Source organism: Hyphomicrobiales bacterium, from assembly GCA_002869065.1.
GTDB lineage: Bacteria > Pseudomonadota > Alphaproteobacteria > Rhizobiales > Rhodobiaceae > Rhodobium.
The window spans coordinates 1-24,225 of record PKTR01000007.1 but is presented as its reverse complement, the minus strand read 5'-3'; the positions used below and the strand labels follow the sequence as shown (position 1 = coordinate 24,225).

General features: G+C 63.9%; 23 protein-coding genes and 1 pseudogene. 8 read left to right on the top strand and 16 right to left on the bottom strand.

Going from position 1 to position 24,225, the window contains the following annotated elements; translation table 11 throughout:
• Positions 1-63: 63 nt before the first annotated feature.
• The gene (locus tag C0606_17005; GenBank protein PLX35799.1) at positions 64-276 is read right to left on the bottom strand and encodes a cold-shock protein; all 213 of its coding nucleotides are present in this window, start codon (positions 274-276) and stop codon (positions 64-66) included.
• A 329-nt stretch (positions 277-605) separates the two neighbouring features.
• A pseudogene (locus tag C0606_17000) lies at positions 606-1,307 on the bottom strand (DNA-binding response regulator).
• A gap of 372 nt (positions 1,308-1,679) precedes the next feature.
• On the opposite strand from C0606_17000, the gene fliI reads away from it, so the two are divergent.
• Together fliI and fliJ are read left to right on the top strand one after the other, a co-directional pair.
• On the top strand, positions 1,680-3,002 hold the full coding sequence (gene fliI / locus C0606_16995; GenBank protein ID PLX35798.1) for a flagellum-specific ATP synthase FliI: 1,323 nt from the start codon (positions 1,680-1,682) through the stop codon (positions 3,000-3,002).
• Positions 3,003-3,032: 30 nt separating this feature from the next.
• On the top strand, positions 3,033-3,446 hold the full coding sequence (gene fliJ / locus C0606_16990) for a flagellar export protein FliJ (protein ID PLX35797.1): 414 nt from the start codon (positions 3,033-3,035) through the stop codon (positions 3,444-3,446).
• A gap of 127 nt (positions 3,447-3,573) precedes the next feature.
• Here fliJ and C0606_16985 read toward each other — a convergent pair whose 3' ends face one another.
• The 5 genes from C0606_16985 to C0606_16965 all read right to left on the bottom strand — a co-directional run bounded on the left by C0606_16985 (position 3,574) and on the right by C0606_16965 (position 7,124).
• Positions 3,574-3,864 (bottom strand): hypothetical protein, encoded by a 291-nt coding sequence (locus tag C0606_16985; GenBank protein ID PLX35796.1) that lies wholly within the window; start codon positions 3,862-3,864, stop codon positions 3,574-3,576.
• Between the two features lie 128 nt (positions 3,865-3,992).
• Positions 3,993-4,709 (bottom strand): sulfotransferase family protein, encoded by a 717-nt coding sequence (locus C0606_16980; GenBank protein PLX36006.1) that lies wholly within the window; start codon positions 4,707-4,709, stop codon positions 3,993-3,995.
• A 45-nt stretch (positions 4,710-4,754) separates the two neighbouring features.
• Positions 4,755-5,564, bottom strand: a complete 810-nt coding sequence (locus C0606_16975; GenBank protein PLX35795.1) for an iron export ABC transporter permease subunit FetB — start codon at positions 5,562-5,564, stop codon at positions 4,755-4,757.
• Complete coding sequence (locus C0606_16970) at positions 5,564-6,184, bottom strand: ATP-binding protein (protein PLX35794.1); 621 nt, start codon at positions 6,182-6,184, stop codon at positions 5,564-5,566. The genes C0606_16975 and C0606_16970 overlap by 1 nt, the downstream gene beginning before the upstream one ends.
• A gap of 4 nt (positions 6,185-6,188) precedes the next feature.
• A complete protein-coding gene (locus C0606_16965; protein ID PLX35793.1) occupies positions 6,189-7,124 on the bottom strand; it encodes an aminotransferase class IV in 936 nt (311 codons plus the stop codon).
• A gap of 95 nt (positions 7,125-7,219) precedes the next feature.
• On the opposite strand from C0606_16965, the gene C0606_16960 reads away from it, so the two are divergent.
• Entirely contained in the window at positions 7,220-7,657 is a 438-nt protein-coding gene (locus C0606_16960) for a paraquat-inducible protein A (protein PLX35792.1), read from the top strand.
• A 256-nt stretch (positions 7,658-7,913) separates the two neighbouring features.
• Here C0606_16960 and C0606_16955 read toward each other — a convergent pair whose 3' ends face one another.
• The 7 genes from C0606_16955 to C0606_16925 all read right to left on the bottom strand — a co-directional run bounded on the left by C0606_16955 (position 7,914) and on the right by C0606_16925 (position 16,235).
• Positions 7,914-9,152 (bottom strand): lytic murein transglycosylase, encoded by a 1,239-nt coding sequence (locus C0606_16955; protein PLX36005.1) that lies wholly within the window; start codon positions 9,150-9,152, stop codon positions 7,914-7,916.
• Between the two features lie 81 nt (positions 9,153-9,233).
• Positions 9,234-9,998, bottom strand: a complete 765-nt coding sequence (locus tag C0606_16950) for a haloacid dehalogenase (GenBank protein PLX35791.1) — start codon at positions 9,996-9,998, stop codon at positions 9,234-9,236.
• Positions 9,999-10,023: 25 nt separating this feature from the next.
• Positions 10,024-10,701 (bottom strand): ribulose-phosphate 3-epimerase, encoded by a 678-nt coding sequence (locus C0606_16945; protein PLX35790.1) that lies wholly within the window; start codon positions 10,699-10,701, stop codon positions 10,024-10,026.
• 161 nt (positions 10,702-10,862) lie between these two features.
• A complete protein-coding gene (locus tag C0606_16940; GenBank protein PLX35789.1) occupies positions 10,863-11,945 on the bottom strand; it encodes a fructose-bisphosphate aldolase class II in 1,083 nt (360 codons plus the stop codon).
• Positions 11,946-12,122: 177 nt separating this feature from the next.
• The gene (gene tkt, locus C0606_16935; protein ID PLX35788.1) at positions 12,123-14,153 is read right to left on the bottom strand and encodes a transketolase; all 2,031 of its coding nucleotides are present in this window, start codon (positions 14,151-14,153) and stop codon (positions 12,123-12,125) included.
• Positions 14,154-14,175: 22 nt separating this feature from the next.
• Positions 14,176-15,051: a phosphoribulokinase gene (locus C0606_16930; GenBank protein ID PLX35787.1), complete on the bottom strand. Its 876-nt coding sequence runs from the start codon at positions 15,049-15,051 to the stop codon at positions 14,176-14,178.
• A 128-nt stretch (positions 15,052-15,179) separates the two neighbouring features.
• Positions 15,180-16,235: a class 1 fructose-bisphosphatase gene (locus tag C0606_16925; protein PLX35786.1), complete on the bottom strand. Its 1,056-nt coding sequence runs from the start codon at positions 16,233-16,235 to the stop codon at positions 15,180-15,182.
• A gap of 240 nt (positions 16,236-16,475) precedes the next feature.
• Here C0606_16925 and C0606_16920 point away from each other — a divergent pair, with 240 nt between their 5' ends.
• On the top strand, positions 16,476-17,402 hold the full coding sequence (locus C0606_16920) for a LysR family transcriptional regulator (protein PLX35785.1): 927 nt from the start codon (positions 16,476-16,478) through the stop codon (positions 17,400-17,402).
• On the opposite strand, the gene C0606_16915 is transcribed toward C0606_16920, so the two are convergent.
• The gene (locus C0606_16915) at positions 17,350-18,819 is read right to left on the bottom strand and encodes an extradiol dioxygenase (GenBank protein ID PLX35784.1); all 1,470 of its coding nucleotides are present in this window, start codon (positions 18,817-18,819) and stop codon (positions 17,350-17,352) included. The genes C0606_16920 and C0606_16915 overlap by 53 nt on opposite strands.
• A gap of 186 nt (positions 18,820-19,005) precedes the next feature.
• On the opposite strand from C0606_16915, the gene amrS reads away from it, so the two are divergent.
• Positions 19,006-20,127, top strand: a complete 1,122-nt coding sequence (gene amrS, locus C0606_16910) for an AmmeMemoRadiSam system radical SAM enzyme (protein ID PLX35783.1) — start codon at positions 19,006-19,008, stop codon at positions 20,125-20,127.
• 33 nt (positions 20,128-20,160) lie between these two features.
• On the opposite strand, the gene C0606_16905 is transcribed toward amrS, so the two are convergent.
• A complete protein-coding gene (locus C0606_16905) occupies positions 20,161-21,126 on the bottom strand; it encodes a hypothetical protein (GenBank protein PLX35782.1) in 966 nt (321 codons plus the stop codon).
• Between the two features lie 113 nt (positions 21,127-21,239).
• On the opposite strand from C0606_16905, the gene C0606_16900 reads away from it, so the two are divergent.
• From C0606_16900 to C0606_16890, 3 genes are all read left to right on the top strand, one after another.
• Positions 21,240-22,154 (top strand): EamA/RhaT family transporter, encoded by a 915-nt coding sequence (locus C0606_16900; protein ID PLX35781.1) that lies wholly within the window; start codon positions 21,240-21,242, stop codon positions 22,152-22,154.
• A gap of 10 nt (positions 22,155-22,164) precedes the next feature.
• Entirely contained in the window at positions 22,165-22,884 is a 720-nt protein-coding gene (locus C0606_16895) for a glutamate synthase (protein ID PLX35780.1), read from the top strand.
• A 321-nt stretch (positions 22,885-23,205) separates the two neighbouring features.
• A partial coding sequence (locus tag C0606_16890) for a hypothetical protein (protein PLX35779.1) occupies positions 23,206-24,225 on the top strand: 1,020 nt, incomplete at its 3' end.

Here is a 24,225-nt window from a genome sequence, read left to right as displayed (position 1 = left end):
GATCCCTTGCGGCTTTTGTTTTTTGTCCGTCATTCGGTCGGCAACGCCGACCGGTACGGAAAATTAGTCGACGAGCTGAAGCTGGTCGGCCGACGACTTGCCGGTGCGGCGGTCGGCGACAACTTCGAAGGCGACCTTCTGGCCGTCATTGAGGCCGTTGAGGCCGGCGCGCTCGACGGCGCTGATGTGGACGAAAACGTCCTTGCCGCCGTCGTCCGGCTGAATGAAGCCATAGCCCTTCTGGCCATTGAACCACTTAACGGTTCCGTTCTGCATAGTGTTCCCTTTCCAGGAAGTAGGTAGTTATGCTCCTGATCCTCGTGACCCTGAGCGTGAGATCGATTTCTGGTATGGGAGCGCTAGGTATCCTGTACCGGAAGTTTTCGACGGTGACAGGAGAGCCGGTCGGGCCGAAATTCGATGAACCCGATTTAGCGGGACAAGTGTGGCGTAATCAAGTTGAATTTCGAGTTTCGCTCAACAAGCCCTGAAAAAATGGCGGCAAATTCCCCAGCTGGGGCTCCCGACCGTGGCCAAACGAAAACGCCCGTACTTCATCAGAGAAGGCACGGGCGTTTTTGTAACTCGGTGTTCGCGCCCTCCGTTCAGGCGGATTCGCGAACCGCGTCTTCGTCCGGCTCGCGCAGCACATAGCCACGTCCCCACACCGTTTCGATGTAGTTCTTGCCACCGGTTGCCGCTGCCAGTTTCTTGCGCAGCTTGCAGATGAAGACGTCGATGATCTTCAGTTCGGGCTCGTCCATGCCGCCATAGAGATGGTTCAAGAACATCTCCTTGGTCAGCGTGGTGCCCTTGCGGAGCGAGAGAAGCTCCAGCATCTGGTATTCCTTGCCGGTCAGGTGCACACGCTGGCCGTTGACCTCGACAGTCTTGGTATCGAGATTGACGGTGAGCTCGCCGGTGTTGATCACCGACTGGGCGTGCCCCTTGGAACGACGCACGATCGCGTGGATACGGGCGATCAGCTCGTCCTTGTGGAACGGCTTGGTCATGTAGTCGTCAGCGCCGAAGCCGAGGCCGCGAACCTTGTCCTCAATGCCGGCAAGGCCGGACAGAATGAGGATCGGTGTCTTGACCTTCGAGACACGGAGCGTCCGAAGAACTTCATAACCCGACATATCCGGCAGATTCAGATCCAGCAGAATGATGTCGTAATCATATAACTTACCGAGATCGACCCCTTCTTCTCCGAGGTCGGTCGTATAGACGTTGAAGCTCTCCTACTTGAGCATCAGTTCGATGCTCTGGGCGGTGGCGCTGTCGTCCTCGATTAGCAGTACGCGCATGCCAATCCCCTCAAACGCATTCCTTCAAGCACCCGCTGCCGCGTGATGCCCGGTGTTTGCGAAAAAATCCCTGTCAACCTGATTTGAAACGCTACGACACAATGGTTAACAAAATCTGATTCGCGGTGGAAGTGCCTTAAGGCGGTTTCTCGGCATTTTGTCCCAGAGTCCTGATTCAGCGACGATTCTCGTAACGTAAAGCGACGCGTTCCAGAGCTTTATAAATCACTCTAAGTGATTCAAATGACTCACGAGTTGGAGCCATGGGATGGTTACCGGGAGACCTCCTTTGTTAAGCCCTCGGTAAGGTATGTTTGACGAAAGGCGTAAATGAAGCGTTACCATCGAGCGCAATTCTGATTCGGGGAAATCGTGGAATCGGTCATCAACGAAATCGAATCACTCCGCGGGACCGAAGTCTTCGGACGCGTCGTCGGCGTGCAGGGGCTGCTGGTTGAAGTTGCCGGCCCCTTGCATGAGATGAGTGTCGGGTCGCGGCTGGCGGTCGAGCCGGCGCATGGGCCGCGCATGCTGGCCGAGGTGGTCGGCTTTCGCGACGACCGCGCATTGTGCATGCCATTCGGCCGGCTCGAAGGCGTGCGCATGGGCTGCCGGGCGATCATCACCAGCGGGGAAGCCAATGTGCGGCCGTCACCGTCCTGGCTCGGCCGCGTCATCAATGCGATGGGCGAACCGATCGACGACAAGGGGCCGCTGACCTCGGGCGCGGATGCCTATCCGCTGCGCGCCGCGCCGCCGCCTGCACATGAACGCGCGCGCGTGGGTGCGGCAATCGACCTCGGTGTGCGGGCGCTCAATACCTTCGTGACCTGCTGCAACGGTCAGCGCATGGGCATCTTCGCCGGCAGCGGCGTCGGCAAGTCGGTGCTGATGTCGATGCTGGCGCGCAATACGGACGCCGACGTCTCGGTGATCGGTCTGATCGGAGAGCGCGGCCGCGAGGTGCAGGAGTTCATCGAGGACAATCTCGGCGAAGAGGGCATCGGGCGCGCCGTGGTGATCGTCGCAACGTCGGACGAGCCAGCGCTGATGCGGCGCCAGGCGGCCTATCTGACGCTGTCGGTCGCCGAATATTTCCGCGATCAGGGCAAGAATGTGCTGTGCATGATGGATTCGATCACCCGTTTCGCCCAGGCGCAACGCGAGATCGGCCTTGCAGCCGGCGAGCCGCCAACGTCGAAAGGCTATACGCCGACCGTCTTCACCGAACTGCCGCGGCTGCTGGAACGGGCGGGGCCCGGCCGGCGCGGGAGTGGTGCCGTCACCGGTCTCTTCACGGTGCTGGTCGAGGGCGACAATCATAATGAGCCGATTGCCGATGCGGTGCGCGGCATTCTCGACGGTCATATCGTGATGGAGCGGGCGATCGCCGAGCGCGGCCGCTATCCGGCGATCAATGTGCTGAAGTCGGTATCGCGAACCCTGCCGGGTGCGACGCCGGAACAATGGCGCGACCTGCTGCGCGAGGCGAGGCGGTTCCTGGCGACCTATGCGGATATGGAAGAACTGATCCGACTCGGCGCCTATCGCAGTGGATCGGACCCGGAAGTGGATGAAGCGATCCGCCTCAACGGGCCGCTCGAAGCGTTTTTGGGCCAAGGAAAAGACGAGGTTACGCGCCTTGAAGAGGGCTATCAGCAGCTTGCCAACCTTTTGGCAACCACTGCGGGGTAACATGGCCTGGATTTCGGGGAGTACTGAGTAATGAAATCAAGAGAAAGCCTCATTCGGCTCAAGAAGTTCCAGGTCGACGAGAAACGTCGCCAGGTGATGCAGATCGAAACCATGAAGGCGGAATTCGCGCGCATGGCTGCGGAGCTTGACGACCAGATCATCGCCGAACAGGAACGGGCGGGCATCGACGATGTCAGCCACTTCGCCTATCCGACCTTCGCCAAGGCGGCCCGGCAGCGGCGCGACAATCTGCTCACCTCGGTGCACGATCTCGATGAACAGCTTGAGGCCGCGCAGGATCTGCTTGCCGAAGCGGTCGAGGAACTGAAGAAGATCGAAATCCTGCACGAGCGCGACCAGGAACGGGAACGCCTGGAGCACGAGGCGCACGAGCAGGAACAGCTCGACGAGATCGCCGGACGCAAGGCCAGCGCCGCGTTCTGATCCCACGGACGGGACAATGCCGGGCACTGTCCGGCACGATCCCGTCCGGGTGATTTTCCGCATTCGTATCTGAAAGCGCCGCCTTCGGGCGGCGTTTTCGTTGTGCGCGTGATTGTGTTTGCCGTGGTTACTTGGCCATCGCCTTGCGGATGATGCCGATGATCGCCATCAGCACGCCGCCACCAACGCCGCCGCCGGCAATCGCGCTGACGATCGAGCCGACATCCATGCCGCCGGCAGCCGGCATGGCGCCGCCGAGCACGGCCGAAAGGATCTGGCCGCCGAGCCCGCCGCCGACGATGCCGGCAATCGAGTTTCCGAGCGTACCGAGATTGATGTTCTTGAACAGCGCGCCGGCAACGTTGCCGCCGACGGCGCCGGACACGAGCTGAATGATAAGAGGAAGCAGGGATTCCATGCGTTTGTCTCCGTCCCTTTGAAAGACAAGTTGCACCCCTGCAGTGCCAGCAGTAGCAGTCGTAGCCGCGAAAGCCAAGGGAATGGGCGTATCCGGCGGTGTCTGGACGCTTGGTCGGCCCGGCGGCGTCAGACCTGAATGCGATAGGCGGCGAGGCGTTCGAAATAGGGGCGGGCCTCGTCGGCGATCGCTTTCAACCGGTCGTCCAGGTCGTCGTAGCCGGCTTCCGGCATCGGCGGCGCGAAACCGGTCGAGGCCTCGACAGAGCCGTACCAGTGCGCGGCCCATACGCCATCGGTGTTGCGCCGGCCTGCCGGCCAGGCGAGCATCTCCTCCCGAAACGGGATACCGAGGGTCCCGCACAGGGCGGTGAGGGCTGCGCGCGGGTTTTCCAGCACATCGCGGCCGAGGATGACCGGCGGCGCCTTGCCGGTGCGCTCGGCGATGCGCTCGAACATGGTTGCCTGCTCGACGAAGCCGATATCGGAGAGCCCTACCTCCGCATGCTTGATGCTGTAGGAGGCAAGCACCGCTTCCGGCGAGCGGATCAGGAACGCGTGGCGCAGGGGATCGAGCCATTCGTCGCCGATATCGACCACCATGTGGTGGGGCATCTGCTTCTGGTAGAAGACCGTGCGCCCGGCGGGCAGCGGCGCCAGCAGGCTGTCGATGATCTTCTGCCAGTCGGTCTCGTGGGCGGCGAGGATTTCCTCGCGCATCGGATGGTTCAGACCGGTTTCGGCGAGATAGGCGCCATAGAACGGCTCGTCGACGACGATGGCGTCGGGGCGGTTCTCGAAGGAGCGCATCATCGCGGTCGAGATGTTGCGCGGTCCGGACCACATGGCGATGCGGATGGCGTCGTCGCTCATTTGTCTGTCTCCGCTGTCCTATTCGGTTTTTGCCCTGAGCCTGTCGAGGCGCAGGCGGTGGCGTGGATCGGTCAGGCGCAATGCCGTCGCGTAGACCGCGCCGAGCACGCCGAGGCCCGTCGAGCCGGCGATCAGAAACATCACCAGAAGCTGGTATTTGACGGCTTCGGTCGGTGCGACGCCGGACAGGATCTGGCCGGTCATCATGCCGGGCAGGGAGACCACACCTGTCGCCGACATGGCGTTGATGATCGGCATCATGCCGGTCGACAGGGCGCGGCGGATGAACGGGCGCATCGCCTGCCAGCGGGTGGCGCCGAGGCAGAGATTGGCCTCGATGGCGGCGCGTTCGCGGCGGGCCTGCGCGGTCAGTGTGTCGAGGCCGAGCGCGATGCCGGTCATGCCATTGCCGAGGATCATGCCGAACAGCGGCAGCGCGTAGCGCGGTGCGTACCAGGGATCTTCCCCGATCTGAACGACGAGGCCGAAGATGGTGACGAGCGAGCCGGCGATCAGAATGCTGGTGGTGCCGATGCCGTATCCCCAGCTGCCGGACAGAGGCGTTTCCTGCCGCGCGAGGATTTCGCGCCCGGCGACCAGCGCCATGAACAACGCCGCCGCCGCCGTTAGCCAGGGCGAGGAAATCTCAAAGAGGGTTTTCAGTACGAGGCCGACGAGGACGAGCTGAACGGTCATACGCGCCGCCGCAAGCAGCAGGCGGCGGGCGAGCCCGAGCTCCAGCGCGATCGAGAGCGCGGCATTGAGGATCACGAGACCGGCGGCAATCGCCACGTCGACATAGGTGAGCGGGAGATAGGTGCTGTCCATCAGGCCGTCTCCGCGCTTGCCTGGTCGCCGTTCTGTCGGCACAGCTTGTCGCCCTCGACGCGCCAGATCTGCGAGGCGAGGCGCGTCGCCTGATCCGGGCTGTGGGTGACGATGACGATGGCCGTGCCTTCGTCGGCGAGCGATTGCAGCAGCCTTTCGACCTTGCCGGCATTTTCGGGATCAAGTGCTGCGGTCGGCTCATCGAGCAGCAGCACCGGTGGCCGGCCGGCGAGCATGCGGGCGAGCGCGAGGCGCTGCTTTTCGCCGGTCGAGAGCCGCGTCAGTTCCCAGGAAAACGCCTCTTCTTTCAGGCCGAGAGCCTCAAGGAACGGAAGTGTGGCTTCCTTGTCGGCGAAGTGGGTGCCGACCGTATCCGCCCACCAGCCGCTTTCCGCTGCCAGATAGCCGACCTTCCGTCGCCATTCAGGCGCGGGACAGTCGGCGCGGCTGTCGCCATTGAGCGTGATATCTCCCTCGTTCGGATCGAGATCGACAATGGCGCGCAGGATGAGGCTCTTGCCGGAGCCCGACGGCCCCATGATCGCGACGCATTCGCCGGCTTCCACGTCGAGCGCGGGGACGGTCAGCAGCTTGGTCCTGAGGTCGCGGATCGAGAGCATGGCGTCAGCGGCCGCGTGCCTCGCGCCGCGCGAGGTCCTTGTAGAGCGCGCGCAGCTGGCGGGTCACCGGCCCTGTTGCATCGTCCGCGTCGGTGCGCTCGCCGATCGTGCGGCCATCGACCTCGACGACCGGGGCGAGCCCAGCGAAAGTGCCGGTGACGAAGGCTTCGTCCGCACCATAGACGTCGAACAGGGTGAAGCGCTTCTCATAGACCGGGATGCCGGCCTCGCGACAGACGCGGATGACGTTGCCGCGCGTGATACCGCCGAGACAGTAGACGCCGTCCGAGGTCCACACCTCGCCGTTCTTGACGATGAAGAAATGGGTTGAATTGCAGGTCGCGACGCAGCCGTCGGGGTCGAGCATCAGCGCTTCGTCGGCGCCGGCCTTGGTCGCCTGGATGCAGGCGAGAATGCAGTTCAGCTTCGAATGCGAATTGAGTTTCTGGTCCTGCATGTCGGGCGCGGTGCGGCGCTGCGCGACGGTGTAGAGGCGCACGCCATTGGCTGTGACGCCGTCCGACGGGTTCTTGTATTCGGGGATGATGATGACGGTCGCCGCGCCGATCGTCACGCGGGGGTCCTGATAGGGCGTCGCCTTGACGCCACGCGTCACCATCAGGCGGATATGGACGCCGTCGCCGTCCATGCCGTTGGCGTCCAGACAGTCGAACAGGCGGGCGGCCATTTCCGCCTTTGTCAGGCCGATGTCGAAATCGAGCGCCTTTGCCCCCACATAGAGCCGGTCGAGATGATCATCGAGAAAGGCGATGCGGCCATCGACGACGCGCAGGCCCTCCCAGACACCGTCACCCAGGATGAAGCCCGAATCGAACACCGAGACGACGGCCTTGTCGCGCGGCACCAAATCGCCGTTGACGGAAATCAGGATATTCGCGTTGCGCGGATCGTCGGCGTATTCATGCGTTCCGGTCGACATGCGGGCGGCTCCTCGCTGGTCTGTCGTCTTTCGTTGTGTCACATGGCGGGCAAGGTCTGGCAAGATCATCGCAAGCGGAATCGGAGAGAGACGACATGCGCTTGGTGCTTCCCCTCTTGCTGCTGATTGCGGCGTTTTCGTTCGGCCTCGGGCTGACGCTGCCATTGGCGCGGTTCGAGAAGCTCTATTTCTTCGAGGAAACGCCGACGCTGCTGCAGATCGTTTCGGGGCTCGCGGAGGGTGACGACTGGGTTCTGGCGGTCGTCATCGGCGCCTTTTCAATCGTCTTTCCCGCCTTCAAGCTGGTGCTTCTGTTCTTCACAGCCTTCGGCAACGGGCGCGGACGCTCGCTCGGTGCGCTCGCCGCCGTCTCCAAATGGTCGATGATGGACGTGATGGTGGTGGCGCTGGCGATCTTTGCCGCCAAGACGACGGGACTGGCCGCGGCCGTCACCCTGCCGGGCATCTGGTTCTACGCCGCCGCGACCTTGTGCTCGGCGATCGCCGCCGCGCTTCTCGGGGCGAAAAGGTAGGGGGAAGGCGCTTCCGAATAGAACGGAGCTCCATTCTGTCGATCACCTTTCCGCCGTCATGCCGGACTTGATCCGGCATCCGATGGCGTTTGCCGAGATCGGAAGCGGTGGTGAGTGGGGCAGAGTGCGTGCAGGAGCCTCTCCCCGCATACCATGCTGAGAGGGGCAATAGGCCCCGGATCACGTCCGGGGTGACGGGGAGGGCACGGCGCGAAGGCAGTGCGCACCAACTGGCTCCGGACTGAAAACCTTCCCCTCAGCGGATGGCCTTCACCACGTCGGAATCGGGGAAGCAGGTCGCAGCGCGGCCGTTTTTCTCCTGCCAGGCGCCGATCGAACGGCGGGTCTTGAAGCCGACCAGCCCGTCGGCGCCGCCGACGTCGTAGCCTTTCTTGATCAGCCGTTTCTGCATGACCTGCACGTCGGCGCGGCGGAAGCGGCCGCTGACCGGTTTCCAGTCCGTGACGAAGGGTTTGTCGCCATAGAAACGGTCGGCGAGGTGGCCGATGAAGAGGGCGTAAAGGTCTGATTCGTTGTAATATTTCAGCGTGTAGAAATTCTGCGTGGCGATGAAGGCGGGGCCGGCGCGACCGGCCGGCATCAACAGGAAACCGGTTTTTCCGAGCTCGCCCGACGGGAACTTTCGCCCGGCAACGCGGGTAACGCCGCGCGCCGCCCAGTCGGCAACCGTCATGCCGAGATCCGGGCCTTCGAGCGAGCAGGAGACGGAGGTCGGGATGACCGCTTCGAAACCCCAGTCGCGGCCCGGCTGCCAGCCATGGGCGCGCAGGTAGTTGGCGATGGAGGCAAGCGTATCGGGCACCGAGGTCCAGATGTTGCGCCGGCCGTCGCCGTCGAAGTCGACCGCGTAGAGCAGGAACTTCGAGGGCAGGAATTGCGGCTGGCCGAGCGCGCCGGCCCAGGAGCTTTTCAGCTGGGCGTGGCCGATATGCTCTTCCTCGAGGATCTGCAGCGCGGCGATCAGCTCGGGGTAAAAGTACTTCTTGCGGGCGCCCATGAAGCCGAGGGTGGCGAGCGATTCGACCGCGTCATAGGGGATTTTCGCGCCGCCATAGCCTGACTCGCGGCCCCAGATGGCGACGATGATGCGGCGTGGCACGCCGTAGCGCTTTTCGATCGCCGTCAGCGTCGTGTCCCATTTCTGCATGCGGGCACGACCGGCGCTGGCAAGGCCAGAGAGCCGCTTCTGGCTGAAATAGGGGGCCGGGCTGCCGAACTCTGCCTGCCCGCCGCCGCTCGGCTTCGGCTTCGAGCCAGGAGGCGCGAGGTCCGGCAGTTTCCAGTTCAGCCGAATATCGCCGACGGCTTTCTGGAAGGTCGCGCGCGAGACGCCCTTGGCCTTTGCATCCGGCCAGACCTCTCGCTCCAACCAGGTGCGGAAATCGCGTTCGACCGCGTCGCGCGAGGCGGCATTAGCGGGCGCAGCGAAGGTGAGCGCGGCGAGCGCGATGCCGAGAATTGCGGCGAGGCGGATCTGGAAAGGAAGATGGTTCAACACGCGGCAGGCTCCTGAAAGGGGCGAGTCGCGGAAGTGTATCACGGCTTGTGGCGGTTCTCAGGCGCCCATCCAGGCGGTCAGCGCGTCGACTGTCACGATGTCACCGGGGAACGCCTTGCCGGCGATGTGGCGGCAGGGGGCGCCGGGTTCGCCGAGATCGGATAGCACTGTCGTTGCGGCGCTGAAATCGTCATGGTCGGTGTAGAGCGATGGCGTCGCGATCACCGGAAGGCCGGCACTACGGGCGGCGGTCACGCCGATATGGGAATCCTCGAGCGCGACGCAGTCGGTGGCGGCAAGGCCAAGGGTCGACAGCGCGAGCAGGTAGATATCGGGAGCGGGTTTCTTCGCTTCGACACGGTCGCCGGTGGCAATCGCGGAGAACCGGTCGAGCGCGCCGGGGCCGAGAATCGGCGTGAACAACGCTTCGAGCGAGGGCCGGGTCATGGTGGTCGCGATGGCGATCGGAATGCCATGAGTTCGCGCCTCGGCCATCAGCCGCATGACGCCGGGGCGTAGCGCGATGGCGCCGGCGGCGGCCAGATCACGGAAGTGGCGGGTCTTGACCGCGTGCAGGTCATCGACCTGCGGGGAAATCGCCGCGATCCGCTCTGGTTCGTGTTTGCTGAGATAGTGGCGGATGCGCTCCTTGCCGCCGGCAACGGCCAGCAGCGAGCGGTACATCTTCTGGTCCCAGACAATGTCGATGTTGAAATCGGCGAAGGCCTGATTGAAGGCGCGGCGATGCGCGTCCTCGGTCTCGGCAATGGTGCCGTCGACATCGAAGAGGAGGGCAGCCGGGCGGCTGACGTTTGTCGGCATGGCCGCCCGACGCTCCCCCGACGCCTTATCGAACAGCGGCTTCCGCGCCAGCGCGGATCGCTTCGATATTGGCGCGATAGTGATCTTCGGTGCCACCCTTGAAGACGGCGGAGCCGGCGACGAGCGCGTTGGCACCGGCAGCAGCGACCTCGGCGACGGTTGCCGGCGAAACGCCGCCATCAACCTCGATGTCGATCGGGCGGTCGCCGATCATCTGCTTGATGCGGCGGATCTTTTCGACCACCGACGGGATGAAGGCCTGGCCGCCGAAGCCCGGGTTGACGCTCATCACCAGAATGAGGTCGAGGCGGTCGAGGACGTATTCGATGACGTTCTCGGGCGTCGAAGGGTTGAGCGATACGCCGGCCTTCTTGCCGAGCCCGCGGATGACCTGCAGCGAGCGGTCGAGATGCGGACCGGCTTCGGCATGCACGGTGATGATGTCCGAGCCGGCTTTGGCAAAAGCCTCGAGATAGGGATCGGCCGGGGCGATCATGAGGTGGACGTCCATCACCTTGTCGGTGTGCGGGCGCAGCGCCTTCACGACGTCGGGACCAATGGTGATGTTGGGTACGTAGTGGCCGTCCATGACGTCGACATGGACCCAGTCGCAGCCGGCGCGGTCGATGGCCGCGACTTCTTCGCCAAGGCGGGCGAAATCGGCCGACAGGATGGACGGAGCGATCTTGAATGCGCTGGTCATGGGGTCACCTCCCGATCGTCGCCCTTAAAACCTGTCGGTGTGGCAGGTCGGCGGGCGCGAAACATCATTTTCTCTTCCGCGCCCGGGGAATCGGACGCAGCCCGGTTCTTTGACCGTCGCGTCCCGGCCCGAAGGCCGGGACACTCAGTTTGCGTAAAGCCTTATTCGGCGGCCGCGGCGACGCCGATCTTCGGGTCGAGCTCGCCGGCAGCGTAGCGCTTGGCCATCTGCGACAGCGGGATGACCTTGATCTTGGAGGCCATGCCCGCGGCGCCGAACTGCTCGTAGCGTTCGTGGCACAGCTTCTGCATGGCTTCGAGAGCCGGCTTCAGATATTTGCGCGGGTCGAACTCGGCCTTGTTCTGGGTCAGAACGCGGCGCACCTGGCCGGTGATGGCGAGGCGGCAATCGGTGTCGATGTTGACATTGCGCACGCCGTACTTGATGCCGACCTGCACTTCCTCGACCGGCACGCCCCAGGTCTGCGGCATGTCGCCGCCGAACTCGTTGACGATGTCCTGCAGGTCCTGCGGAACGGCCGACGAGCCGTGCATGACGAGGTGGATGTCTGGCAGCTTCTGGTTGATTTCCTTGATCACGTTCATGGCAAGGATATCGCCGTCCGGTTGGCGGGTGAACTTGTAGGCGCCGTGCGAGGTGCCCATGGCAATCGCCAGCGCGTCGACCTTGGTCTTGGCGACGAAGTCGACGGCCTGATCCGGGTCGGTCAGGAGCTGATCGTGGCTCAACTTGCCTTCGAAGCCGTGGCCGTCTTCCTTCTCGCCTTCGCCGGTTTCCAGCGAGCCGAGAACGCCGAGTTCGCCTTCGACCGAAGCGCCGACCCAGTGGGCCATGTCAGCGACGCGCTTGGTGATGTCGACGTTGTATTCGTAGGACGCCGGGGTCTTGGCGTCGGCCTCGAGCGAGCCGTCCATCATCACCGAGGTGAAGCCGTGCTGGATGGCGGTGAGGCAGGTCGATTCGGAGTTGCCGTGGTCCTGATGCACGCAGATCGGGATTTCCGGATAGATCATCTCGGCCGCCTCGATCATCTTGGCGAGCATGATGTCGTTGGCGTAGGAGCGGGCGCCGCGCGACGCCTGCAGGATGACCGGCGCGTCGGTCGCGCGGGCGGCCTCCATGATCGCGATCACCTGTTCCATGTTGTTGACGTTGAACGCCGGCATGCCATAGCCGAATTCGGCAGCATGATCCAAAAGCTGGCGGAGCGAAATGCGAGCCATCGCTACTCTCCCTTTGTCGGTTACGGGGCGGCCGCCCCATCGGGTCCATATCTATCGCCTGAAACGCATCCGTCCAATCCGGGACGGTACGGGTTTTGGCGAATTTATTCCGTGCCGGCCGTTTCGCGTTGGCCGGCGGCGGAGCGCCGTGGGGCGTTCCGCATGTCGCAGACGGACTTAGCCGAGAAGCTTGCGGGCTTCGCCGGCAACGGCTTCCGCCGTGATGCCGAAGTGCTCGTAGAGCTGGCCGGCCGGAGCCGAGGCGCCGAAGCCGTTCATGCCGACGAAGGCACCCTCGCAGCCGAGAACACGATCCCAGCCCTGGCGAATGGCGGCCTCGACGCCGACACGCGGCGCGGTGCCGAGAACGGCATCCTGATACGCCTGATCCTGGGCGTAGAACAGTTCGAAGCAGGGCATCGAGACGACGGCGGCCTTGACGCCTTCCTTGGCGAGCAGCTCGGAGGCGGCAAGCGCCAGAGCGACTTCGGAGCCGGTGGCGATCAGCGTGACGTCGCGGTTTTCGGCGTCCTTGAGGACGTAGCCGCCCTTCTGCGTCAGGTTCTCGTCGGTCGGCGCGGCGCGCAGCGTCGGTAGACCCTGACGGGAGAGTGCCAGTAGCGACGGAGTGCCGTCGGCATGCAGCGCTGCCTGCCAGGCTTCCGCGGTCTCAACCGCGTCCGCCGGGCGGAAGACGTTGAGGTTCGGAATCGCGCGCAGGCTGGCCAGATGCTCGACCGGCTGGTGGGTCGGGCCGTCTTCGCCAAGACCGATCGAGTCGTGGGTGAAGACGTAGATGACCCTCTGGTTCATCAGCGCGGCAAGGCGGATCGCCGGACGGCAGTAGTCGGCAAAGACCAGGAAAGTGCCGCCGTAGGGCACCATGCCGCCATGCAGTGCGATGCCGTTCATGGCCGCTGCCATGCCGTGTTCGCGGATGCCGTAGTGGATGTAGTTGCCGGAGAAATCGCTCGGCGTGACCGACGGCTGGCCCTTGACCACGGTCAGGTTCGAATGGGTCAGGTCGGCGGAGCCGCCAACGATGTTGGCCATTGCCGGCACCAGCACTTCCAGCGTCTTCTGCGACGACTGACGGGTGGCCAGCTTCGGTGCTTCGGTGGCGAACTTGGCGCGCAGTTCGATGAGCGCATCGTCGGCCGTGCCCGGGATCTTGCCGGCCATGGCATCTTCGAATGCGGTGCGCTGGTCAGCCGACATGGCGGCGACGCGATCGCTCCAGGCGGCATGATCTTCGGCACTGGCGGCGCCGGCAGCGAGCCAGGCATCGCGCACGTCGGCCGGGATTTTGAACGGGCCATGCGGCCAGCCGAGGGCCTCGCGGGTGGCGACGATTTCGTCGTCGCCGAGCGGTGCGCCATGCGTGGCAGCGGTGCCCTGCTTGTTCGGCGAGCCGTAGCCGATGACCGTCTTGCAGGCGATCAGCGAGGGCTTGTCGCTCATCTGCTCTGCGGCGATCGCGGCTTCGATGGCCTCGGCGTCATGGCCGTCGACCGCGCGCACGGACCAGCCGGCGGCTTCGAAGCGCTTCATCTGATCCATCGAGGTCGACAGCGAGGTCGCGCCGTCGATCGAGATCGAGTTGTCGTCCCACAGCACGACGAGCTTGCCGAGACCGAGGTGGCCGGCAAGGTCGATCGCCTCGTGGCTGATGCCTTCCATCAGGCAACCGTCGCCGGCGATCACATAGGTGTGGTGGTCGACGATGTCGTTGCCGTAGCGCGCGGCGAGCATCTTTTCGGCAATTGCCATGCCGACGGCGGTGGCAATGCCCTGGCCGAGCGGGCCGGTGGTGGTTTCGATGCCGGCGCCGTGGCCGAATTCCGGGTGGCCGGCGGTCTTGGCGCCGAGCTGACGGAAGTTCTGCAGTTCCTCGAGGGTGAAGTCCTCATAACCGGTCAGGTGCAGGAGACCGTAGAGCAGCATCGAGCCGTGGCCGGCGGACAGCACGAAGCGGTCGCGGTCGGCCCAGTTCGGCGCCTTCGGATCGAACTTCATGAACTTGGTGAACAGCACGGTGGCGACGTCGGCCATGCCCATCGGCATGCCCGGATGGCCCGAATTGGCCTTCTGCACGGCGTCAAAGGCGAGTGCGCGCAGGGCGTTGGCCATGGTGCGCTGGTCGACGGCGGTGCCGGCGGCGCCTTCGCTTGCAGGCGCGCGGACATAGCTTTCGGTGAAGGTCTTCATTGCGGTTTCGCTCCCTCGAGAATCAGGCTGCGCGGCGGCGGCGTTCGACGAGTTTCAGAATAAGCGGCGTCAGAATGAGCTGCATGGCGAGATCCAGCTTGCCGCCGGGGATGACGATCGAGTTGGCACGCGACATGTAGCTGTCGTGGATCATCGACAGGAGGTAGGAGAAATCAATACCGCGCGGGTCTTTAAAGCGGATAACCACAATTGATTCATCGGCGGTGGGGATCCAGCGGGCGACGAACGGGTTGGAGGTGTCGACTGTCGGAACGCGCTGGAAGTTGATGTCGGTCTCGGTGAACTGCGGGCAGATGTAGTTCACGTAGTCGTGCATGCGGCGCAGGATGGTGTCGGTGACGGCTTCGGTGGTGTAGCCGCGGGCCGCCTTGTCGCGGTGGATCTTCTGGATCCACTCGAGATTGATCACCGGCACGACGCCGATCTTGAGGTCGCTGTGCTCGGCGACATTGGCATTGTCGGTGATGACGGCGCCGTGCATGCCTTCGTAGAACAGCAGGTCGGTGTTCTCGGGCAGCGGCGTCCAGTCGGTGAAGTGTCCCGGGGGCACGCCGTACAGGTCGGCTTCGCGGTCGTCATGGACGTAGTGGCGGGTTTCGCCGCCGCCGGTCTGCGCATAGGTGCGGAAGACTTCCGCCAGCTTCTGCAGCTCATTGGCCTCAGGGCCGAAATGGCTGAAGGTCTGGTCACCGGCCTCGGTGCGCGCCTGCATCTCGGCTTTCATGCCGGCACGATCGAAGCGATGGAACGCGTCGCCCTCGATATAGGCTGCGTCAATGCCTTCGCGGCGGAAGATCTGCTCGAAGGTCGCCTTGACGGACGACGTTCCCGCGCCGGACGACCCGGTGATCGAAATGATCGGATGCTTGGTGGACATGGTTCCCGTCCCTCGAAGTTTCTCTACCCGGAATGCCTCCATGCCTTGTCGGTCTCGCGGAGGCGTTGATTATTCTGCTGCGACCGCCGCACATCGCGGCGCGGCGGCCGAAATCCAATGCGATGACCTCAGTCGCCGCTGCGCAGAAGGCCGCGATTGCCGAACAGCGGCGAGCGCTCTGCGATGGCATGCGGTTCCTTGTGGTAGCGCGTAACCAGATCGACCTTGTCGACGGAGCCGAAGACCAGCGGGCTGCGCTGGTGCAGTTCGGTCGGCTTCATCTCGAGAATGCGGTGCTCGCCGTCGGTCGCATGACCGCCGCCATGCTCGACGACGAAGGCAATCGGATTGCATTCGTAGACGAGGCGGAGGCGGCCGTCCTCATAGCCTTTGCGGCGGTCGCGCGGGTACAGGAAGATGCCGCCGCGAACCATGATGCGGTAGACCTCGGCCACCAGCGAGGCGACCCAGCGCATGTTGAAGTTGGCTTCGCGCGGGCCTTCGACGCCGGCAACGCAATCGTCGATATAGGTCCGGATCGGAGTTTCCCAGAACCGGTAGTTCGACGCGTTGATGGCGTATTCCTTCTTCTCGCGCGGAATGTCGACGCGGTCGTTGGTGATGAAGAATTTGCCGCTGTTGTGGTCGTGGGTGAACATCAGCGTGCCTTCGCCGAGGCTGATCACCAGCGCGGTCTGCGGACCGTAGACGATGAAGCCGGCGGCGAGGATCTCGGTGCCCGGCTGCAGCAGGTCGGTCAGCGGGCCGCGATCGGAATCGGGCTGCACCGGCAGGATCGAGAAGATGGTGCCGACGGAGACGTTGGTGTCGATGTTGGATGAGCCGTCGAGCGGGTCCATGGCGACGACCACTGTGCCGGTGTCGGGATGGATGGCGACGGGATCGTCGGCCTCTTCGGAGCCGAACCAGGCAACCGGCGTGTCGGCCAGCATTTCCAGCATCAGATCGTGTGAGCGCAGGTCGAGCGCCTTTTGCGCGTCGCCGCCGATGTTCTCGCCGAGCACTTCGGCAAGCGCACCGGCCAGCGGGCCGGCCGAAATCAGCTCGGAGATCGCGTGACCGCCGGCGGCAATGCCCTTGATCGTCTGCGCAATGCCCTTGCGCAATTCGTCAGCGCCTGCCCACTGGTCGAGATATTCTTTAAGGCTGACCATGCCTTCCATCTCATCGTCCTCCCGTCAACGCATGCCGGATCATGGAGGCCCGGCTAATACGTGCGTGCCGCTTGTCGCCAGACCATTCCCTGACGTTGCGTATATTTTATTCCTGCCTGAAATACGATGTGACGTATTGCAATCGCGACAGGAGGCGTCTTTTCGGCGCCATGCCGGCAGACCTTGACGACAGGTTCTGGGAAAGTAAATTTAATAAATGTGTTCTGCCTTTAAAAAAATGTGAAAACTATGCGTGGTCTCACACTCAAGCAATTGCGTGCTCTGCAGCAGGTCGTGCAGACCGGTACGATCACCGGCGCGGCGCGTGCTCTCTACGTTACGCCGCCTGCGGTGACGACGCAGATCCGGGTGCTCGAAACGGCGGCCGGACTGCCGCTGATCGAGCGTGTCGGCGACCGCTTCCAGCCGACGGAGGCCGGTCAGGCGCTGCTCGATGCAGCGGCGCGCATCGATGCGTCGCTTGATGAATGCGGCCATATTATCAGTGCATTACAAGGGCTCAGCGGCGGCCGTGTGACAGTCGGCGTGGTCAGCACGGCGAAATATTTCGCGCCGCACGCGCTCGGCGCCTTCAGCCGGGCGCATCCCGATATCGATGTGCGGCTCATCGTCGGCAACCGCGGCGAGATCCTGTCGGCGCTCGAAACGGATGCGGTCGACATCGCCGTGATGGGGCGTCCACCGGAGGGTCTGGAGGTCGAGCGGACGGTGCTTGGCGACCATCCGCACATCATTATCGCAGCGCCGGACCATCCACTGGCAAATCGTCGCAGCCTCGCGCTGAGCGACCTGGCCGATGAGACGTTTCTGGTGCGCGAGCCGGGTTCGGGCACGCGCATGCTGATGGAGCGGCGGCTGGCGGAAGCCGACATCCAGCCGCAGGTCGGCATGGAGATCGGTTCCAACGAGACGATCAAGCAGGCGGTGATGGCCGGGCTCGGGATTGCCTTCATTTCCGCGCACACGGTCGCCTATGAATTGTCGGATGCACGGCTGGCGGAACTCGACGTAACGGGCCTGCCGGTGGTGCGGCAGTGGTTCGTGGTCGAGCGCAAGAGCAAGAAGATGATGCCGGCGGCGGAAGCGCTACGCGACTTCGTGATCAAAGAGAGTGCGCGGTTTCTGCCGGATCGCCCGCAGCGATCTGCGGCGTAGCGGTGGTGGGTGCCGGCCGGGCCGCCTCGAAATACTCGGCTGTGAACCGGTAGGCGCGCAGGCTGTCCGACCAGTGGCTCGGCGGCAGGCCGGCCTTTGCTTTCAGGCGGGCGAGAAAACTGTCCGCCTCGGGCAGGCTTTTCCAGACACTCGGCAGGAACAGGGCCTTGCGGTCACCGTCCTCGATGACCAGCCCGTCGATGTCGGGGCGAAGCTGGGCGATCAGGTCGCGATCGCTTTCGAAGGTGATCGGCCGCAGATGCGACAGGATCGAAATGTCGATGTCGAGCCGGCTCAGTTCGTCCATGGTCAACGGCGAGAAGCGTCGATCCGCGAAACCGGCGCGGTAGGCATTGGCAATGACATCGTCGAGTAGCGGACGATGCGGGGCGACGCTGCCGATGCAGCCGCGCAGATGGCCACCGATGGTCAGCGTGACGAAGGTCGCGCGGATGGCGGCCAGTGCGGGCGACGACGGGGTCTCCGCGGGCAGGGCCGGCGGCTTGCCGGTGGCGATCGCTTCTTCCAGCGCCCGGTAGGCGGCATTTGCCAGCGTGGTGCGGTCGGCGGCGCAGAGATGTGCGTCGGCCGCGTATTCCATCGCGAATGCGCCGTAGCCGACGACCCGGTCGGGGGTGCCGGCCGTATCGGCGGAATTGCGCACGTCGAGCGCGGTGACGCGCAGGTCGCGCTTGCGGGCCTGCTTCAGCGCAGCCGCGATGCCGCGATAGCCGCAGGCATCGCGCCCGGTCAGCGACTCGCCCTTGAGCATTTCGATCTCGTGGCGCGTCTTGGTGTCGTGGGCGCGGGCGGTATTGACCTCATGGAAGTGGCTGAGGTCGGAAGAAATTACGATAAGCGTCTCCGGACCGCCCCAGATGATGTCGAGCGCCTGGGAGATCGCATCGGCGGTGGCGTTGCCGACGAGAATCGGCACCAGCGAGAAGGATTTCAGCACGGTCTGCAGGAACGGGATGTGAACCTCGAGACTGTGCTCGTTGGCATAGCCCTTGTCGCAGACATGGAAGCATTCGACGGCCTGCAGCTTGCGGATGCTCTGGCGATCGATCGGCACGGTGCCGAGCGGGGTTTCCCAGGCGTCGGCGCTGCTGGTCGCCAGGCCCTCGAAGGGGACATGATGGGCCGGACCGACAAGAACGACGCGCGAAATCGTGTCCGCGCTGTCTTCCAGAGTCCGGTACGCGGTGCCGGCGATCGGGCCGGAATAGATATAGCCCGCATGGGGCGCGACGATGATCTTCGGATGGCTGATCCCGATATCGGCAGCCGCCGCAAGATCGGCCTCGACCATGGTCGCGCAACGCTTGGTATCGTCGGGATAGAAGTACCCGGCGACCTGCGGTGCCCTCACAATCTGGATGTCGGTTTCGTTCGCCATAATCGTCAGCCTAGGCATGAAATGATGCCCAACCGGTAAAAAACCGAAAATCAGAATTTGTTTTTGGCCGGCTTTCTTTCTTGTTTTCCGCGCCGCCAGGTTCCAGTGTTGGGAAACAAGGAATTTCTCCCCATATATGGGGGGTGGAGGCACTGATTTCCACCGGACCGGTCCAGAGAAGAAGACCGCGGCGGGAGGTCCATCATGACAGAATTCGTGCAACTGGAGCCGTCGGAACGGGCCGGTGTGGTGCCGACCGACTATTGGCGCATGCTCGATGACGGGCGGGTGCAATGCGAGATGTGCCCGCGTTACTGCAAGCTCAAAGAGGGCGCGCGCGGGTTGTGCTTCGTGCGGGCGCGGCTCAACGATCAGATTGTTTTGACCACCTATGGCCGCTCGTCGGGCTTTTGCATCGACCCTGTCGAGAAGAAGCCGCTCAATCATTTCCTGCCGGGCACGGCGATCCTTTCGCTCGGCACGGCGGGTTGCAATCTCGCCTGCAATTTCTGCCAGAACCACGACACCACGCGCAGCCGTGAAATGGACCGCATGCAGTCGATGGCGACGCCGGAGACGGTCGCGCGGGCGGCAAAGGAACTTGGCTGCCGCTCTGTCGCCTTCACCTACAACGACCCGATCATCTTCTTTGAATATGCCCGCGATATCGTGGCGGCCTGCCACGAGGCCAACATCAAAACGGTGGCGGTGACGTCCGGCTATCTGACGGATGAGTCACGGCCGGATTTCTTCTCGGTGATGGATGCCGCGAATGTGGATTTGAAAGGCTTCACGGAAGAATTCTACCGCATGCACACCAAGAGCGAGCTGCAGCCGGTGCTCGATACGCTCAGCTATGTGCACCACGAGACCGATGTCTGGCTCGAAATAACCACGCTGCTCATTCCCGGCCTCAACGACTCCGACGAGGAACTCGACGTCATGACGCGGTGGGTGGTGAAGGAGCTTGGGCCCGACGTGCCGCTGCACTTCTCCGCCTTCCATCCCGACTACCGCATGCGCGACATTCCGCCGACGCCGTTCGCGACGCTGGCGCGGGCGCGGCGGATCGCGCTGAAGAACGGCGTTCATCACGCCTATACCGGCAATGTCCGCGATGTCGGACGCCAGTCTACCTATTGTCCGCATTGCGGCGAACGGCTGATCGAGCGCGACGGCTATACGATCGGCGCCTATCGCATGGGCGAGGGCGGCGTCTGTCCGCAATGCGGCACGACGGTTGCCGGGGTGTTCGAAGCCGAGCCGGGAACATGGGGGTCGCGGCGCCGGCCGGTCGATCTCGCGGCGTTTGCGGACGCCGGGTGACGGTGGCCGCCGAAGACTCCCCGGTACCTGAATTCAAGCCTCCGGCGGACCATCCGGGAGGCAAGTGATGCCGCGTTTTTTCAGAAACTCGTGTGTCTCGGCGGCACTTTTTGCGGCGGCTTTTTCGAGCCAGGTAGCAAAGGCGCGTACACTTGCGCGCGGTTCACGGCGGCGGGTGGTGAGGCAATAGGTGCCAAGATGGACCGCGATGGTACCGGGGACGGGATGAAGTAGGCCATTGTGCAAGGCGTCGAGCGCGAGCGGCACCGTGACGAGTGCGATGCCGAGCCCGGCGATGACAGCCTCGGTCGCGGCGTTGTCAGTGTCGAGGCGGTGGGCCGCATCGAGCCGGTCGAAATCTGCACCCGCTGCCCGGCACCAGCTCCGCCAGTCCCAATCATCGGTCGTTGCGCTGACAATCGGGTGGCGCCGCCAGTCGTCGGCAGGATTTTGGGCGAGGGCTGCGTGCAGCGCGGGGCCACAGACCGGGATGCTGTGATCGGCGAATAGCGGCACATCGCCAGCGTGCCGATCCGGTTCGCGCCGGTAGCGCACTTCCACATCGGCTTCCATGTCCGGCGGCTCGGCAAGGCCGGTGTCGCGGGTGCTGAGGCGCAATTGCATGTTTGGATGACGCGCCCGCAGATCGCCGAGACGGGGGATGAGCCAGCGGGTGCCGAAGGTGATGCCGATGGCTGCGACCACCTCGTTCGTACCGCGCCGCGCGCGTCGGGCAGCAGCTGCCAGCGCCGCCAATGGCGGTGAGATATCGGCGAACAGTGCGGCACCCGCTTCGGTCAGCTCGATGGCGTTGTGGCTACGGCGGAACAGGTCGCTTTCCAGCCAGGCTTCGAGCGTCTGGATCTGGCGGCTGACGGCAGCGGGTGTGACGCCCAGCGCATCGGCGGCGTCCTTGATGCTGCCCAGCCGTGCTGCCGCCTCGAAGGCGCGCATTGCGCGCAGGGGCATGGTGGCCGCGACACTCGATGTGTTTTGCATAAGTTTTTCTCATCCAAGGGCGTGAAAAACGCGTTTGTGTACGGTCGCGGCCAGGGCTAGTCCAGCATTGGAAATGTCGGAGTCTTGGCGTGTGCGGAGTGCAGACTAGCAGAATGACAAAACCGAATTCTGAAAATTACCTCGCGGCGATCCTGTTCGTTGCCGGCAGCACGGCGTTATTCAGCTTCCAGTACGCGACGGGCAAGCTCACCGGCAATTTCTACTCGCCCTATCAGATCCTGTTTCTGCGCTATGTGAGCGGCTTTGCGGTGGTCTCGTTCCTGGTGGCCCTGCACGCCGTGCCGGTTCTTCGGGTTTCGCCCCGGCGTCTGGCGACCCACGCGGCGCGGGCGGCCTGCGGGTCGCTCGGCGGCGTCTGCACTATTCAGGCGACGGCGCTGATGCCGGTGGTGGATGCGTCTGCAATCGGGCTGACCGAAGGTTTCCTGACGGTGATCCTCGGCATCGTGTTTCTCGGCGAACTGGTGACCGCGCGCCACTGGCGGGCGATCGCGATCTGCGGCGCGGGCGCAGCTATCGTCGCCTTCGGCAATGGCGCCTTTGCCGGCGGGCCGGCTCTCGACAGGGCCTATCTTGCCGCCGCCGGGCTCGCTTTTCTCGGCGCCCTGCTGATTGCCTTCGAAAGTGTGCTGATCCGGCTGCTTTCACTCGCGGAACGGCCGCTCTCGGTGCTTTTTTTCGTCAATTTCTTCGGGATGCTGATCATGGCGGCGCCTGCACTCGCCAACTGGCAGGGCGGGTTGAGCGTGTCGGCTCTCGCCTTTCTCGCGCTCGGGCCGTTTGCCATCTTCGCGCAATATCTGACGATCCTCGGCTTCCGTCGGGCGCCGATCTCTGTTGTCGGGCCGGTAACCTATTCGTGGATCATTTTCGGCGGCTTCATCGGGCTGGTCTTCTTTGGCGAGATCCCGACCGGGGTCACGCTTGCCGGTTCGATCCTAATCGTCGCTGGCGGTGTTCTGCTCGCGCGGCTGCCGGCGGACAAAGCGAAGGCGGCCCAAGCTTGACGTGGAAGCAATGGTCGGAGCAGCCCGACGCCGCCTGATGCGACAATGCCGCCGGCGTTTTTCCCCATGGCCGACTTCGCATGCCGAAATTCCCGTGTATCCTTCGCGCGGGACACGACGTGGCCGGCATCTGCCGGTTGGCTATTCTGGAGGAGAAATGATGCGCAAGATTGTAGCGGCCGCAGTGGCGGCGTTGGTGCTGACTGTTCCGGCGGTTGCAGAGGACACTGCGGCGCTCGGCAAGGAAGGCAAGGCGGCGATCATGGAATTCGGCGGCGCGCTGAAGGGTGCGTTGAAGACGGCATTGAAGGAAGGCGGGCCGGTCAAGGCGATCAGCGTGTGCAATACCGAGGCGCCGGAAATCGCTGCCAAGGTTTCGGCAAGCTCCGGCTGGACCGTGGCGCGCTCGAGCCACAAGCTGCGCAATCCGAAGAACGCCCCCGATGCCTTCACGGCCGCGGCGATCGAGGATTTCCTCGCCCGTCAGGCCGGCGGCGAAAAGGCCGAGACCATGGCCAAGGCCGGGATCGTGGAAGAAGGCGGCAAGCGTGTCTTCCATCTGGTCAAGGCGATCCCGACCGGTGAAGTCTGTCTCGACTGTCACGGCGGCGCCGAGGTAAACGCGATGACCGAGGAAAAGCTCGCCGAGCTCTATCCGCAGGACAAGGCGCGTGGTTTCAGCGTCGGCGAAATGCGCGGCGTCTTCACGCTGACGAAGGTGCTCGACTGAGTCTTTTGGTGACGAAACAAGCGGTCCCGGCGTCGCCGGGATCGCATTAGCCCAAATTCAGTTAATCGATTTTCATTCAAATATTTCAGCTTGTTGATGCGTTTTCCCCCGCAGATTTCAGTGAGAGGGGGCGGGTTTCGTGCGCCAGATAGCTGCGCTGGCCCGGTTCTGACATCGGCGTGTTTCGTGACGCTTGGTCGCGGCGACACGAATCGATGGTAATGTTCTATTCGCACTTGCCGCTATTTCGCAGGCGCCAGCCGCCCTGGCGTCCGTATCTTCTTTTCGTGCGTTCCGAGAGTGAACGCGAGGGGGAACGGTATGACAGGACGGGTTTTTATTCCCAATGTCTTTTATGGGGTCGCGCTTGGCGCCGGCATTGCCGCTGCGTCGTGCGCGCCTGCTTTTGCAGCAACCGCCGATGCAAGCTCGATCGTCGCGGGGCTGACCAAGGCCGCGAATGCGTCGCCGATGCCGGGCGCGATGCTGGCCGAAATCATCAGGAACGATGCCGTGCGGGATCGTTATCCGGTTCTCGATCTGTCGGGGGTGTTCTTCCGCTCGGGATCCGATCGGCTGAACCGGCGCTCGCGCGATGCGCTGAAGGCGGCGTCGGATGCCATCAAGGCGATGCTTGCCAGGAATGCCGGTGAATTGTTTCTGATCGAGGGGCACACGGATGCGGCGGGGCCGGCGGCCTTCAACGAGGTGCTGTCGCAGCGTCGCGCGGAGCAGGTGCGGATTACGCTTATCCGGCAGTTCGGTGTGCCGGCGGCGGCTCTCCTTGCGGTTGGCTATGGCGAGCGCTTCCTCAAGGTGCCATCGAAACGCTCCGCGTCGGCAAACCGCCGGGTTTCGCTGCGGCGGATCACCGGTGCGCTTGTGAAACCGCCGATGCCGGCGAGTGCGCCCGGCTTCCTGTTCAGCAAGACCTTGCCGTTCGTGCCGCCGATGGCTCAGCCGCCTGCGTTTCTGCAGCAGCCGAAGCCGATGGCCGCTCCGGTGATGGCAAAGCCGGCGATGGCGCCGACGCCGTTTGACCTGACGCCGCGGGCGCTGCCGTTTACGCCGCCGATGGCTCAGCCGCCGGCGTTCCTGCAGCAGCCGAAGCCGATGGCCGCTCCTGTGATGGCAAAGCCTGTGATGGCGCCCAAGCCGTTTGATCTCACACCGCGTGCCCTGCCGTTCGTGCCGCCGATGGCCGAGCCGCCCGCCTTCCTGCAGCAGCCGAGGCCGATGGCGGCTCCGGCTATGGCGAAGCCGGCGATGGCACCAAAGCCGTTCGACCTGACGCCACGCGCCTTGCCTTTCGTGCCGCCGATGGCCCAGCCGCCCGCCTTT

What these genes read in the sequence shown, in the direction of transcription:
- C0606_16985 (PLX35796.1), bottom strand. Translation starts at nt 3,864, where the DNA reads ATGGAATCCCTGCTTCCTCTTATCATTCAGCTCGTGTCCGGCGCCGTC.
- C0606_16965 (PLX35793.1), bottom strand. Translation starts at nt 7,124, where the DNA reads ATGTCGACCGGAACGCATGAATACGCCGACGATCCGCGCAACGCGAAT.
- C0606_16915 (PLX35784.1), bottom strand. Translation starts at nt 18,819, where the DNA reads ATGCCTAGGCTGACGATTATGGCGAACGAAACCGACATCCAGATTGTG.
- C0606_16940 (PLX35789.1), bottom strand. Translation starts at nt 11,945, where the DNA reads ATGGCTCGCATTTCGCTCCGCCAGCTTTTGGATCATGCTGCCGAATTC.
- C0606_16900 (PLX35781.1), top strand. Translation starts at nt 21,240, where the DNA reads ATGACAAAACCGAATTCTGAAAATTACCTCGCGGCGATCCTGTTCGTT.
- C0606_16905 (PLX35782.1), bottom strand. Translation starts at nt 21,126, where the DNA reads ATGCAAAACACATCGAGTGTCGCGGCCACCATGCCCCTGCGCGCAATG.
- amrS (PLX35783.1), top strand. Translation starts at nt 19,006, where the DNA reads ATGACAGAATTCGTGCAACTGGAGCCGTCGGAACGGGCCGGTGTGGTG.
- C0606_17005 (PLX35799.1), bottom strand. Translation starts at nt 276, where the DNA reads ATGCAGAACGGAACCGTTAAGTGGTTCAATGGCCAGAAGGGCTATGGC.
- tkt (PLX35788.1), bottom strand. Translation starts at nt 14,153, where the DNA reads ATGAAGACCTTCACCGAAAGCTATGTCCGCGCGCCTGCAAGCGAAGGC.
- C0606_16930 (PLX35787.1), bottom strand. Translation starts at nt 15,051, where the DNA reads ATGTCCACCAAGCATCCGATCATTTCGATCACCGGGTCGTCCGGCGCG.
- C0606_16920 (PLX35785.1), top strand. Translation starts at nt 16,476, where the DNA reads ATGCGTGGTCTCACACTCAAGCAATTGCGTGCTCTGCAGCAGGTCGTG.
- C0606_16925 (PLX35786.1), bottom strand. Translation starts at nt 16,235, where the DNA reads ATGGAAGGCATGGTCAGCCTTAAAGAATATCTCGACCAGTGGGCAGGC.
- C0606_16945 (PLX35790.1), bottom strand. Translation starts at nt 10,701, where the DNA reads ATGACCAGCGCATTCAAGATCGCTCCGTCCATCCTGTCGGCCGATTTC.
- C0606_16950 (PLX35791.1), bottom strand. Translation starts at nt 9,998, where the DNA reads ATGCCGACAAACGTCAGCCGCCCGGCTGCCCTCCTCTTCGATGTCGAC.
- C0606_16970 (PLX35794.1), bottom strand. Translation starts at nt 6,184, where the DNA reads ATGCTCTCGATCCGCGACCTCAGGACCAAGCTGCTGACCGTCCCCGCG.
- C0606_16975 (PLX35795.1), bottom strand. Translation starts at nt 5,564, where the DNA reads ATGGACAGCACCTATCTCCCGCTCACCTATGTCGACGTGGCGATTGCC.
- C0606_16895 (PLX35780.1), top strand. Translation starts at nt 22,165, where the DNA reads ATGGTCGGAGCAGCCCGACGCCGCCTGATGCGACAATGCCGCCGGCGT.
- C0606_16980 (PLX36006.1), bottom strand. Translation starts at nt 4,709, where the DNA reads ATGTGGTCCGGACCGCGCAACATCTCGACCGCGATGATGCGCTCCTTC.
- C0606_16960 (PLX35792.1), top strand. Translation starts at nt 7,220, where the DNA reads ATGCGCTTGGTGCTTCCCCTCTTGCTGCTGATTGCGGCGTTTTCGTTC.
- fliJ (PLX35797.1), top strand. Translation starts at nt 3,033, where the DNA reads ATGAAATCAAGAGAAAGCCTCATTCGGCTCAAGAAGTTCCAGGTCGAC.